13 protein-coding genes are annotated in these 12,304 nt (G+C 33.7%); 10 read left to right on the top strand and 3 right to left on the bottom strand.

All coding sequences use genetic code 11. The annotated features are described in order from the left end of the window. The first annotated feature begins 1 nt into the window (after position 1). The 4 genes from KZH69_RS05855 to uvrB all read left to right on the top strand — a co-directional run bounded on the left by KZH69_RS05855 (position 2) and on the right by uvrB (position 4,986). The gene (locus KZH69_RS05855; protein ID WP_219316516.1) at positions 2–823 is read left to right on the top strand and encodes a DUF4249 domain-containing protein; all 822 of its coding nucleotides are present in this window, start codon (positions 2–4) and stop codon (positions 821–823) included. A gap of 264 nt (positions 824–1,087) precedes the next feature. After that, positions 1,088–1,750: a thiamine diphosphokinase gene (locus KZH69_RS05850; protein ID WP_219316515.1), complete on the top strand. Its 663-nt coding sequence runs from the start codon at positions 1,088–1,090 to the stop codon at positions 1,748–1,750. A gap of 237 nt (positions 1,751–1,987) precedes the next feature. Beyond that, positions 1,988–2,935 carry a 23S rRNA (adenine(1618)-N(6))-methyltransferase RlmF gene (gene rlmF, locus KZH69_RS05845; RefSeq protein WP_219316514.1) on the top strand — a complete coding sequence of 316 codons (948 nt, stop codon included), beginning with the start codon at positions 1,988–1,990 and terminating at the stop codon, positions 2,933–2,935. Between the two features lie 59 nt (positions 2,936–2,994). Continuing rightward, positions 2,995–4,986, top strand: a complete 1,992-nt coding sequence (gene uvrB, locus KZH69_RS05840; protein ID WP_219316513.1) for an excinuclease ABC subunit UvrB — start codon at positions 2,995–2,997, stop codon at positions 4,984–4,986. On the opposite strand, the gene KZH69_RS05835 is transcribed toward uvrB, so the two are convergent. Next, positions 4,983–5,384 (bottom strand): TerB family tellurite resistance protein, encoded by a 402-nt coding sequence (locus KZH69_RS05835; RefSeq protein ID WP_219316512.1) that lies wholly within the window; start codon positions 5,382–5,384, stop codon positions 4,983–4,985. The two genes, uvrB and KZH69_RS05835, sit on opposite strands and share 4 nt — an antisense overlap. A gap of 61 nt (positions 5,385–5,445) precedes the next feature. Here KZH69_RS05835 and KZH69_RS05830 point away from each other — a divergent pair, with 61 nt between their 5' ends. Continuing rightward, positions 5,446–6,252 (top strand): alpha/beta hydrolase, encoded by an 807-nt coding sequence (locus KZH69_RS05830; protein ID WP_219316511.1) that lies wholly within the window; start codon positions 5,446–5,448, stop codon positions 6,250–6,252. A gap of 233 nt (positions 6,253–6,485) precedes the next feature. Here the strand turns inward: KZH69_RS05830 and KZH69_RS05825 are convergent, their stop codons facing one another. Continuing rightward, positions 6,486–7,997 carry a redoxin domain-containing protein gene (locus KZH69_RS05825; protein WP_219316510.1) on the bottom strand — a complete coding sequence of 504 codons (1,512 nt, stop codon included), beginning with the start codon at positions 7,995–7,997 and terminating at the stop codon, positions 6,486–6,488. Positions 7,998–8,188: 191 nt separating this feature from the next. Here KZH69_RS05825 and KZH69_RS05820 point away from each other — a divergent pair, with 191 nt between their 5' ends. Together KZH69_RS05820 and KZH69_RS05815 are read left to right on the top strand one after the other, a co-directional pair. Continuing rightward, a complete protein-coding gene (locus KZH69_RS05820; protein ID WP_219316509.1) occupies positions 8,189–8,653 on the top strand; it encodes a DUF1456 family protein in 465 nt (154 codons plus the stop codon). Positions 8,654–8,659: 6 nt separating this feature from the next. Beyond that, positions 8,660–9,316 (top strand): NAD(P)H-binding protein, encoded by a 657-nt coding sequence (locus KZH69_RS05815; RefSeq protein ID WP_219316508.1) that lies wholly within the window; start codon positions 8,660–8,662, stop codon positions 9,314–9,316. 68 nt (positions 9,317–9,384) lie between these two features. On the opposite strand, the gene KZH69_RS05810 is transcribed toward KZH69_RS05815, so the two are convergent. Further along, on the bottom strand, positions 9,385–10,950 hold the full coding sequence (locus KZH69_RS05810; protein ID WP_219316507.1) for a protein adenylyltransferase SelO: 1,566 nt from the start codon (positions 10,948–10,950) through the stop codon (positions 9,385–9,387). Positions 10,951–11,168: 218 nt separating this feature from the next. Between KZH69_RS05810 and KZH69_RS05805 the strand changes: the two genes are divergently transcribed. Genes KZH69_RS05805 through KZH69_RS05795 form a run of 3 tightly spaced genes read left to right on the top strand, consistent with a single transcriptional unit; the run spans position 11,169 to position 12,267 of the window. Further along, positions 11,169–11,465 (top strand): type II toxin-antitoxin system HigB family toxin, encoded by a 297-nt coding sequence (locus KZH69_RS05805; protein ID WP_219316506.1) that lies wholly within the window; start codon positions 11,169–11,171, stop codon positions 11,463–11,465. 12 nt (positions 11,466–11,477) lie between these two features. Further along, on the top strand, positions 11,478–11,849 hold the full coding sequence (locus tag KZH69_RS05800; protein ID WP_219316505.1) for a helix-turn-helix domain-containing protein: 372 nt from the start codon (positions 11,478–11,480) through the stop codon (positions 11,847–11,849). A 4-nt stretch (positions 11,850–11,853) separates the two neighbouring features. Continuing rightward, a complete protein-coding gene (locus KZH69_RS05795) occupies positions 11,854–12,267 on the top strand; it encodes a hypothetical protein (RefSeq protein WP_219316504.1) in 414 nt (137 codons plus the stop codon). The last annotated feature ends 37 nt before the right edge of the window (positions 12,268–12,304 follow it).

The raw sequence follows: 12,304 nt of genomic DNA, 5'->3' as shown, positions 1-12,304 counted from the left end.
CATGAAAATCGCCAAATATATTTCCCTCGCTTTTACCTTATTCTTTCTCGCCAGTTGCGAGGATGTTATCAATGTCGATTTGAATACCGCCGCTCCCAGATTGGTAATCGACGCAGCCATTAATTGGCAAAAAGGAACTGATGGTTCGTCTCAAAAAATAGTATTATCCACCACAACCGATTTTTACAGCGCTGTAATTCCAAAAGTGTCCGGCGCCAGTGTTTCCATAAAAAACAGCGAAAATACTAATTTCGTTTTTTCAGAAATAGCCAATGCAGGCGAATACCAATGCACTAATTTCGATCCTGTTATTGGCGAAACTTATGTTTTAACTATTATCTATAAAGGCGAAACCTATACGGCAACCGAAACAATGCAATCCGTCACTCCAATCGATAACATTGCACAAAAAAGCAATGGAGGCTTTTCGGGCAAAGATTATGAAATTGAAGTTTCGTTCAAAGATCCTCTGGCCAAAAATTATTACATGGTCAAATTTTTTCCCGATATCTATAAAGCACCAAGTTACGAAGTCATCGGCGACCAATATACAAACGGGAACGAAAAAGCATGGAATTTCAGCGACTCTGATCTAAAGCAAGGAACAAACATTGCCATAACCCATTATGGAATTTCGCAAGATTATTACAACTATATGAATAAAATAATTTCTATAGCCAGCAGTTCCGGCGGAGGAAGTCCTTTTCAAACACCTCCCGCAACCGTGAGAGGAAATATCGTTAATCAAAATAATATCGATAACTATGCTTTGGGTTATTTTTCTCTAAGTGAAGTCGATTTCAAAAATTATGTAATACAATAAGAAGCCAATCCAGCTCTCCATTACAAGTCCTCGTACAAGAAAACTATTTTTCTAAATCCTAAAAGGAGCTTCCTTTGGTCGCTCTTTTAGTACAAGAAAAATTAGCTTTTTGTACTCCGGGCTTTTCATTCCCATCTGGGCTAAGGATTGAAGATTAACAATTATTGATTTTAAATTTTTCATACATTTACAAAAAATCTAATTTTTCTATTCAATCCGCTTTATTCTGAAATCTAAAATCAGAACTCTAAAATCAAAAATCAAATGTCTTCACACCATATCGTTCGCGACGACCAAGAACCTGCTTTAATAATTGCAAACGGAGCCGCTTGCCATCCAGAATTATTAGGACAACTACTCGAATGGTCTCCATTAGTAATTGTTCTGGATTCAGCAATAGAACGTGTCATCGAACTGGACATCAAAATCGATGTGCTTTTGGGAGATTTTGATAGAAATTTTAATCCTGAAAAATACCTGACTTCACAATATCCATTAGAAATTGTTCACACACCGGATCAAAACAAAACCGACTTAGAAAAAGCTTTAGATTATTTAATCGAAAGAAAAATCCCTGCCGTAAACGTAGTTTGGGCCACCGGAAGAAGAGCCGATCACACCATTACAAATCTCACGAATATCGTGCGTTATAGAAATTTAATAAAAATTGTCATCCTCGACGATCACTCCAAAATATTCTTGCTACCTAATACATTTGAAAAATGGTATACTGCAGGCACACCTATTTCATTAATTCCTATTGGAGTTGTAAATGGCATCTACTCTAAAAATTTAGTGTATCCATTAGAAAATGACACCCTAACCATGGGTTACAGAACCGGAAGCAGTAATGAAGTAGCACAGGATGGTATCGTTACAATCAGCCACAGCGATGGTGATTTATTATTAATGGAATGTATTGATTAGCAAGACAGTTATTTCCAAAACGCTGAAAATAAAAAACATACTACTTTTAAAATAATGGCACAAAGTGACTTCTTTTAAATTAACTCAAATTTTGTTACTCCAAAACAAAAAGCCTATTCCATTACATATCAATAACTTTCATTTACTATTATTTTAAATGCAAACAAAAACAACTGTAAACAAGTGTTTTACTGATTACAAAAAAGGATTGACTATCTTTGCAGCGAAATTTAGGAAATGAAATCAATAAAGAATACCGAAAAGACAACTTTACATCCAAGAAATCTTCACCGATTTGGATATAACTTTGAACTATTAGCACTAAATCACCCCGAATTAGGAAAATTTGTTTTTGTTAATGAACACAACATACAAACCATTGACTTTAGCAATCCCGATGCGGTAAAAGCGCTTAATAATGCATTATTAATTACCAACTACGATATTCAAAACTGGGATATACCAAAGGATTTTCTATGTCCGCCCATTCCCGGTAGAGCTGACTACATTCATTATCTGGCTGATTTATTGGCAACAACAAACAATGGTGTGATTCCTCAAGGTGAAACTGTTGTAGGTCTCGATATTGGCATAGGAGCCAATTGCATTTATCCAATTCTCGGTAATGCCATTTATGGCTGGTCATTCGTTGGTACTGATATTGATGAAAATGCGATTCAAAATTGCAAAAAAATCATAGAACAAAATCCAAAATTGACAGAAGCAATAAGTCTGCAATTACAGGTTAACTCTCGTTTTATTTTCAAAAATATCATAGCTCCTGAAGATCGATTTACTTTTACGATTTGCAATCCTCCTTTTCATTCTTCATCCGAAGAAGCAACAAAAAGCAGTGTTCGAAAAGTAAACAATCTGACTCCAAATACTCCCAAAACCACAAAACCAGTACTCAATTTTGGTGGACAAAATGCAGAATTGTGGTGTGAAGGTGGTGAATTGGGGTTTATCAAGCAAATGATTTTTGAAAGTGCCAAATATCCGATGCAATGTCTTTGGTTTACAACATTAGTATCCAAACAATCCAATTTGAATACCATTTACAAAACCTTAAACAATGTGGCAGCCATCCATAGAACAATAGAAATGGCTCAAGGTCAGAAAACAAGCCGAATCGTCGCTTGGACTTTTATGACCGAAGCACAACAAAAAGCTTGGAAGTTTTAGGTTTTTAATAGGCCATTTACTTTGTATCTTTACGACTTAGTACCATAGAACTAGATAAAATGAATTTCCAAGTCGTATCCGAATACCAACCTAAAGGCGATCAGCCACAAGCCATTGAAAAATTAGTTCAAGGCCTTGAGGCAGGAGAACAATTTCAAACTTTGCTGGGAGTCACTGGTTCTGGGAAAACATTTACAGTGGCAAATGTTATTCAAGAAATACAACGTCCTACATTGGTTTTGGCACACAACAAAACCTTGGCAGCTCAATTGTATTCAGAGTTCAAACAGTTTTTTCCCAACAATGCCGTAGAGTATTTCGTATCCTATTACGATTATTACCAACCCGAAGCCTTTATGCCCGTCACAGGTGTTTTCATTGAAAAAGATTTATCCATCAATGAAGAACTGGAAAAAATGCGTTTAAGCACTACCTCTTCCCTACTTTCCGGCCGAAGAGACATTTTGGTGGTTGCTTCTGTTTCTTGCATTTATGGTATTGGAAATCCTGTAGAATTTCAAAAAAACGTTATTGCCGTAGAAAGAAACCAAATGATTTCCCGTACCAGATTATTAAAAAGTTTGGTTCAAAGTCTTTACTCCAGAACGGAAGCCGATTTTACACCAGGAAATTTTCGCATAAAGGGAGACACTGTCGAAGTGTACCCAAGTTATGCCGATGATGCTTTCCGTATCCACTTTTTTGGGGATGAGATTGAAGAAATAGAAAGCTTTGATGTAAAAACATCCAAAGTCATTGAGCAATTCGAAAAACTTACTATATATCCCGCCAACATGTTTGTAACTTCACCGGATGTGTTACAAAATGCAATATGGGAAATTCAACAGGATTTGGTCAAACAAGTTGATTATTTCAAAGAAATAGGCAAACATTTGGAAGCCAAACGTCTCGAAGAACGCACTAATTTTGATTTGGAAATGATTCGAGAATTGGGTTATTGTTCCGGAATCGAAAATTATTCGCGTTATCTTGACGGAAGAGAAGCAGGATCAAGACCTTTCTGCTTATTGGATTACTTTCCAAAAGATTATTTGATGGTTGTTGATGAAAGTCACGTAACCTTATCACAAGTTCAAGCGATGTACGGTGGCGACAGAAGCCGAAAAGAAAACTTAGTGGAGTATGGCTTCCGCTTACCCGCTGCAATGGATAACCGTCCTTTAAAATTTGACGAATTTGAAGCGATGCAAAACCAAGTCATTTATGTTTCTGCCACCCCTGCCGACTATGAATTGCAAAAATGTGATGGTGTGTATGTTGAACAAGTGATACGCCCAACAGGTTTATTAGATCCTATAATTGAAATACGTCCTAGCTTGAACCAGATTGATGATTTGATCGAAGAAATTCAGCAACGATGCGAATTGGACGAACGAGTTTTGGTCACCACTCTGACCAAAAGAATGGCCGAAGAACTGGCCAAATACCTGACGAAAGTTTCCATTCGTTGTCGCTACATTCACTCGGATGTTGATACATTGGAACGCATTGAAATCATGCAAGATTTACGTAAAGGATTGTTTGATGTTTTGATTGGAGTCAACCTGTTACGTGAAGGTCTGGATCTACCTGAAGTTTCATTGGTTGCCATATTGGATGCCGATAAAGAAGGTTTCTTGAGAAGCCATCGTTCACTCACCCAAACCATAGGTCGTGCCGCCAGAAACTTAAACGGAAAAGCGATAATGTATGCAGATAAAATCACCAATAGCATGCAAAAAACTATTGATGAAACCAATTATCGAAGAACCAAACAAATCAATTTCAATACCGAGAACAATGTAGTTCCACAAGCATTAAACAAAAAAATAGAAAGTGCTTTTACCAATAACAAATTGGTAGAATATGAGTTGGGACATATTATGAATATTGCTGCCGAGCCTGAAACAGCTTATCTATCAAAACCCGATTTGGAAAAACTCATTCGTGAAAAACGAAAAGCCATGGAAAAATCGGCAAAAGATTTAGACTTTATGCAAGCCGCAAAACTACGTGATGAGATTAAATCTCTACAAGCAAAAATTCATTAATTAAGCTGCTCCTGAAAATGATTCATTAGCACTTGTGGAGAAATTATAGTACTGGGAGATGTATTCATTAATTTAAGAATACGATTAGTGGCGCTTGGATTCAATCCCATATTGATAGCAATTTGTCGAATAGCTTCTTCCTCTTTTTGATGCAACACCCCATCAACGTGCATCAATAGAGCCAAACGATAAAATTGCTGAATTCTTTCAAATTCCGATTTTATAACGTCTGCTCGTAATTCTTGATGAAACAACTCATTAAATTCTTTTTTACTGATACCTAGTTCTTGAGCAACAATCCAAACAAACTGGTATTCTCGTTCATGCAATCTTCCATCAACAACTGAAAATGCAATCATCTCTGCCAATAAATTGATTTTTTGTTCATGTGTATCCATACTAATTATATATTTTAGCTAAAATATTCTTTTTTTTTCTAAATCTAAAAATTAAATCATCTTGAAATTAATTTACATAATCCCTCTTCTTCTATTTCTTAATAAAACAACAGCTCAAGAAAGCACTGCTTCCAAACAGGTTTCCACGTTTATTATTGAAGCTCCCCAACTGAAAACAAGCAGAAAGATTTGGCTGTACTTACCTAAAAATTACGAAACTTCAACCAAAAAATATCCGGTCATTTATATGCATGATGCTCAGAATTTATTTGATACAAAAACTTCGTTTGCCGGCGAATGGAACGTGGATGAAAAGTTAGATAGTTTGAATACACAAGTAATCGTTGTTGGTATCGAAAATGGAGGCGAAAAAAGACTGGAAGAATTAACTCCATATAAAAACGAAAAGTACGGTGGTGGAAATGCCGATAAATACCTCGAATTTATTGTTAATACCTTAAAACCTGAAATCGACAAAAAGTACAGAACAAAACCAAATGCCAAAAACACGACTATTATGGGAAGTTCTTTGGGCGGTTTGACTTCTTTTTACGCTGTTATAAAATACCCCCAAGTTTTTGGTAAAGCGGGTATTTTCTCTCCTGCTTTTTGGATTAACCGAAAAGATATAAATGATTATATGGTAAACAGTAAAAAACTAAAAGCCAAAATTTATTTTCTCTGCGGTGATTCGGAAGGAGATGATGACAGTATGGTAACCGACCTAAATCATATGGAAACTCTGTTAAATACAAACCGCTGCTACTGTCTGCATTTAAACAAAAAAGTAGTTATAAAAGGAGGACATCACAATGAAAAGTTATGGAGAGATGGCTTTGCAGATGCTATTCTTTGGCTGGGGTATTGATATTTTTGATTTTAAAACAATAAAAATTACCCAATTTTGTCATTTCGACGAAGGAGAAATCTCATCACGTGACTCAGATGATATGATTTCTCCCAAAAGGTCGAAATGACAAAACCTAAAAAGACTTTTTATATTTTATCTTAATTTTTTAGTAGAGACCTGCTTTTGATTAACGATTTTAGCTTTTCACAACATCTAAAAATCTTAAATCGTTAATCAAAAATCTTAAAACTTTATTTTTTAGAATATTCTTTTTCCATTTGGGTAATTATACTTTTTATGGCTTCAGAACCAATTCCTTTGGCCTTAATCACTTTATTCTTGTCTAGAATATAAATCACGGGGGTTGTCACAACATCGTATTTATCCTTGAGATTATTGATATGAACCCCATCATAGACATTGATCCAATCAATTTTATTATCAATGATGTATTTCTTGTATTTATCAAATTCGTTTTGGGTGTACACCCCAAAAACTTTGACATCTTTCTTTTCCTTCAATAAATCGTGATATAGTTCCAGTATTTTTGGCACTTCTTTTTGACAATGACCACAGTCAACATCCCAAAAAAGCAGAATCAAATAATCAGCTTTTATACTAGATAAAGTCACGTAGGACTTTTCAATTTCTAATTTATTTTCATAATAGATTTTGGTTATTTCTTCGCTAGTTTTAGCACTATCAAAACCCATTTTTGAAATTTTTTCATGACCTGGAATATCAATCATATAGAGTTCTGGAGCGGTTTTACCGAGTTGCAATGGCGCTAAAACATTACCTCTATTAATAATAATTTTGATTACACTATCGTCATAAACACCATTGGCTTTGCCTGTTTTAAAATAATTATTAACCATATAAACAAACACTTTATCCATGCCCATTATTTTTGGTATTTCATATGTCGAAGTAAAATAGGCTAACAAAAGCATATTCATTTTAGTACCTTGCTTGGTTTTTAGCATCATGCGATCAATTTCCACACAAATCGAATCGGGGTGTTGCACTACCACTGCATTAAAATATTGCTTAACCTTATTGGCAAAAAATGGGTTATATAACATGGCATCATCTTGAAAGTTGACACCATCCCAAAAATGTTTTTTGTAATAATGATAAGCAAAAATACTATCTGGCCTACCATTTGAAGCTTTTGGAATATCTTTGGTTGCTTTTTCAGTTTTTAAATTGATAATATCAGAAAGATAAGTTCCTTTATTTTGGTCAATAAAATTCAAATCATTTTCTAGAATCGCGTCATTCAAAATTTTGAATTCCTTGGCCAAAAGTGCTGTAGAATCTGGCTTTTTTTGTTCTTTTATATTCTTTTTAAAAGCATCAAACTGTTTGTTTTTGGTTGTTACAAAACGAATATAGTTAAAGAAATTATCGTTTTGTTTCGAATTAACTGCTTTTAAATTGTCAAGCAAATTGGATTTATCGGAATTAATTTGTTGCCTTTGGGATTGATCATCTATTATAAAATCAAAATAATTACCCTTTTCCTGACTAAGCAAAAAATAAACCCCTTTGTCTAAATTTTTCTTTCCTCTAAAAACAATATTCCCATTGACCACTTTTTTGCAAGTATCAGATATATATAATTTATCGAATTGATAAAAGGCTAGATAAGCAACTGTATCTTTACAATTCTTCAAATTAATTTTGATTTCGTGACCTGTTTGAGCTTGCACAAACATTAAACCAAAAAAGAGAACGAAACTTACTATAATTTTCTTCATAATTAACACTAGTCTTTGGGACATTTATAATAAAAGATTTTTTAAAAAAGATTAAATCTCATTTCAACACCCAAAAATAATTGAATTTAAATTGAATTTCAAATTATTGATAAAGTGTTTTTACTGACAAAAAAACAATAACAGGAAATTCATTTTGTAAATGCTTATCTTTGCACTTTAAATACATAAAAATGACAAACAACGATATATTCAAAAAACTTCGGGTAGCCTTGATGTTGCGCGATGATCAAATAGTTGAAATTCTGGAATTAGTAGATTTTAGAATTACAAAATCAGAATTGGGTGCTTTTTTTCGTGATGAAAAACACGAAAACTACATGGAATGCGGCGATCAAGTATTGCGTAATTTTCTAAACGGATTAGTAATTCATTTGAGAGGGACCAAAGAAAATCCTAAAAACCCGAATGATGTTTTGGCTAAACACAAAGCTCAAATTCCAGCAAAAGAAAGCGATTCAAAAAGAGCTGAATTTAAACCAAAAGCAAAAGATGAAGAAAGAGCAAGAGGTGATCAAGCTCCTGGAAAATCTACTGCAGCAAAAAAACCTGCAAAAAAACAATATCCAAAAGGGAATTCAAAAACACCAGTTGTAGAGAAAGTAAAATACAATTTTGGAAAAAACAAAAAATCGTAATCCATTTTGAAAACCGCTTTAATAATAGGTAGCACTGGACTTATCGGTTCACAACTACTACAGCTTCTTTTGAAAAGTGATCAGTATTCAAAGGTTATCACTTTCGTAAAAAGAGATACAGGCATTCAACACCCTAAATTAAAGCAACACATTATTGATTTTGACAAACCCGAAAATTATCACGATTTGGTTGAAGGTGATGATTTCTTTTGCACCATTGGAACAACCATAAACAAAGCTGGAAGCAAAGAAGCTTTTCGAAGAGTGGATTATGAGTATCCAATGCAGTTCGCAAAAATTGCTACAGAGAAAAAAATAAAACAGTTTTTGATTATATCGTCACTTGGGGCGGACGCAACTTCATCTAATTTTTATTTGAAAACGAAAGGTGAAATTGAGAATTTCCTTAAAGCTTCAACACTCGAAAAAGTGAGTATTCTGCGACCCTCACTCCTTTTAGGCAATCGAACAGAATTCAGATTGGGTGAAAAAGTAGGCACTTTTTTCATGAAAGCATTCTCTTTTATGTTTGTTGGAAATATGAAAAAATACAAGCCTATAGAAAGTGCCACAGTTGCCAAGGCTCTTTTTACAATAGCCCAACAAAACAACAAAGGATTTACAATTTACGAATCGGACTCGATTCAAGAGATTGGAAAATAATAAAATGGAAGCCTGAATGAGAGTTCAGGCCTTTTTTATTTTCAAAAATTATTTTTGGAAAAACAAAATCACGAACTACAACTTAACATAGAACACCCCACTTTATCTCTGGCCCAATCGGGTCTTTTGGCAAACCATTTTTGATTTTCGGATTGTTCATCATAAGGCTTTTTAAGCAATTCAAACAGTTCATTCAGTAAAGAATAATCTCCCTTATCCGCCGCATCAATACTAAGCTGCGCCATATAATTTCGCAGTACATATTTGGGATTTACTAAATTCATTTGTTCTTTTCTTTCATTATCACTAAAAAGTTCTTGATTGATTCGATTGCTGTAATGTTCTAACCATAGATGCCATTTATCCAGAATAGATTCATTAAAGGCTTTTTCATTATAAAAAGCTTCTTTAATTTTATCCAATGCAACTTCTAGAGTATCTCCTTTTTGAACATTACTCAGATTTCTAAAGAAAATTGTCATATCGGTTTCTACTAATGGAAGTAATTCCGTCAGACTTTCGATTAAAATAGCATCATTCGCTTTTGCTGTTTTTAATCCGAGTTTATTTCGCATCATATTCAAATATTCCTTTTGATAATCACTGCCAAAAGCATTCAATATAGTTTCAAGCGGTTTAGCTTCATTTATCAAAGGATACAAAGCATTGGCTAATTGGTATAAGTTCCACAAGGCAATATCGGGTTGATTACCAAATCGGTATCTTTTGTGCTGATTGTCGGTTGTATTTGGAGTCCAATTGGGATTATAATCTTCCAACCATCCATACGGTCCATAATCAATCGTAATGCCGTGAATTGACATATTATCAGTATTCATAACGCCATGAACAAAACCTACTCGTTGCCAATTTACAATCATATCAAGAGTAGTCTGAGTTACCGTTTGAAAAAAGTCTAGATATTTTTCGACACCTTCACTTTTAATATTCGGAAAATGGTGTTTGATGGTATAATCCGCTAATAATTGAAGTGTAGTGTGATCTTTTCTTGAAGCAAATAATTCAAAATTACCAAAACGAATAAACGAAGGAGCTACTCTACAAACTATGGCTCCTTTCTCATAAGCCGGATTTCCAGTATAGAGTATATCGCGTATTACCTGATCACCAGAAAGCATTAGCGAAAGTGAACGCGTTGTCGGGACACCAAGATAATGCATAGCCTCTGCACACAAATGCTCTCGTATTGAAGATCGCAATACTGCAAAACCGTCGGCTGTGCGAGAATATGGCGTAGGACCTGCCCCTTTTAATTGTAATGTATATGACTTATCATTATGTACCACTTCGGTTAGATTGATGGCACGACCGTCACCCAATTGCCCTGCCCAATTTCCAAACTGATGTCCAGCATAAGCTAAAGCGTATGGTTTTGTTTTTGGATAAATGGTATTCCCCGAAAAAGTATTTAGAAAATCATCTGAATGAATATCTTCCTCAGACAATCCTAAAGAATTGCCCACCTCAACCGAAGCGTGAATTAAAGACGGATTGAAAGTTTTTTTTGGTTCTACATAAGAAAAACAGGCTTGCTCAACCTGTCTCGGAATATTGATTTCGCTTGGATCAGCAGGCAGTTCGGTTGTAAAATTATTTTGTATGTAAAGTTTCATTTCTTTAAGAGTATTCGAACTAGAATTATAAAACCCAGTCAGCTGTAAAGGTATTTCATCCTTTTAAGATAATTGAATTCTTGCGATAATTTTATTTTATGACCAAAGTCGTTTTGTTTATATAAAAAAAACTAATCTTCCCGCAGTAAGATAGATTCTAAAAAAAGTTCCCAAATTGAGAATTTATAAATATCTTTGCTAAATAATTTCAAATAAATATGCAAAGAATATTTGTAAAAGGAACATTGAGAGATTATTGGGGAAAACATCCTGAAACTGAACAATATCTAAAAACTTGGTATGACACTGCAATCAATGCTAATTGGAAAAATCCAATTGATGTAAAACAAAGTTATGTGAACGCCAGTATTCTAAAAGAGAGCAGAATTGTTTTTAATATAAAAGGCAACTCACACCGCTTGGTGGCAAAATTTAATTTTGAAAGACAATGGATTTTCATACGGTTTATTGGAACTCATTCCGAGTATGATAAAATAGACGCCAATACAATTTAAAAAAAATAGAAAATGAAAATTACTCCTATAAAAACAGAAACTGATTACCAAATTGCGTTAAAAAGATTCGAACTCCTTTTTGATGCTAAAATTGGAACTCCTGAAGGTGATGAAGCAGAAATTCTTGCCATATTAATAGATGAATATGAAAACACACATTATCCAATTGAAGCTCCAGATCCAATTGAAGCCATAAAAATAAGAATGGAGGAAATGCAACTAAAACAGATTGATTTAGTTGATGCGATCGGAGGAAAAAGCAGAGTCTCAGAAATATTGAATCGCAAACGAAAATTAACTGTGGAAATGATTCGTAATTTAACTGTACGTCTAGATCTATCACCAAGTGTACTGATTAATGATTATGAATTAAATATAAAATAATCTGATGAAGTTAATTTATTCCGTTCTATTTACATTCCTATTTTTTAGCATAAGTTTTAGCCAAGAAAACTATAATTGGAAAAACATTCGAAAAATTGAATTGTATTCCTTTTCAAAATACAACTATTGCAACGGAATTAAATCTTCAAATTTAAATTCAAAAAAACCAATCAAATGCAATCCTGAACATTTTAAAAAACATTTGAATAATATAGAAATATATCATCTTGATACTTTATTAGAGAAAGGTTGTGTAATTCTTAGAATATATTTCAAAAATAAAACTTCTGATTTTGTAGTGCATTTAGAACAAGGGGTTTTGATGGATTTAAAAAACCAAACAGAATTCTTTGTTGTAAAAAATAAAACAGAATTTAAACAATTAGTATTGTATTATCTGAATGCAAATGTTATGTAAAATGTTGATGGTTTAAAATGTAAAACAAAAAATCCTG

The organism is Flavobacterium taihuense, from assembly GCF_019351435.1.
Taxonomy (GTDB): domain Bacteria; phylum Bacteroidota; class Bacteroidia; order Flavobacteriales; family Flavobacteriaceae; genus Flavobacterium; species Flavobacterium taihuense.
This window is presented reverse-complemented; position numbering and strand designations above follow the sequence as displayed.

Excerpts from the sequence above, each read along its gene's own strand:
- KZH69_RS05825 (WP_219316510.1), bottom strand. The coding sequence starts at position 7,997 with ATGAAGAAAATTATAGTAAGTTTCGTTCTCTTTTTTGGTTTAATGTTT.
- KZH69_RS05835 (WP_219316512.1), bottom strand. The coding sequence starts at position 5,384 with ATGGATACACATGAACAAAAAATCAATTTATTGGCAGAGATGATTGCA.
- KZH69_RS05810 (WP_219316507.1), bottom strand. The coding sequence starts at position 10,950 with ATGAAACTTTACATACAAAATAATTTTACAACCGAACTGCCTGCTGAT.
- KZH69_RS05805 (WP_219316506.1), top strand. The coding sequence starts at position 11,169 with ATGCAAAGAATATTTGTAAAAGGAACATTGAGAGATTATTGGGGAAAA.
- KZH69_RS05795 (WP_219316504.1), top strand. The coding sequence starts at position 11,854 with ATGAAGTTAATTTATTCCGTTCTATTTACATTCCTATTTTTTAGCATA.
- uvrB (WP_219316513.1), top strand. The coding sequence starts at position 2,995 with ATGAATTTCCAAGTCGTATCCGAATACCAACCTAAAGGCGATCAGCCA.
- KZH69_RS05800 (WP_219316505.1), top strand. The coding sequence starts at position 11,478 with ATGAAAATTACTCCTATAAAAACAGAAACTGATTACCAAATTGCGTTA.
- KZH69_RS05820 (WP_219316509.1), top strand. The coding sequence starts at position 8,189 with ATGACAAACAACGATATATTCAAAAAACTTCGGGTAGCCTTGATGTTG.
- rlmF (WP_219316514.1), top strand. The coding sequence starts at position 1,988 with ATGAAATCAATAAAGAATACCGAAAAGACAACTTTACATCCAAGAAAT.
- KZH69_RS05850 (WP_219316515.1), top strand. The coding sequence starts at position 1,088 with ATGTCTTCACACCATATCGTTCGCGACGACCAAGAACCTGCTTTAATA.
- KZH69_RS05855 (WP_219316516.1), top strand. The coding sequence starts at position 2 with ATGAAAATCGCCAAATATATTTCCCTCGCTTTTACCTTATTCTTTCTC.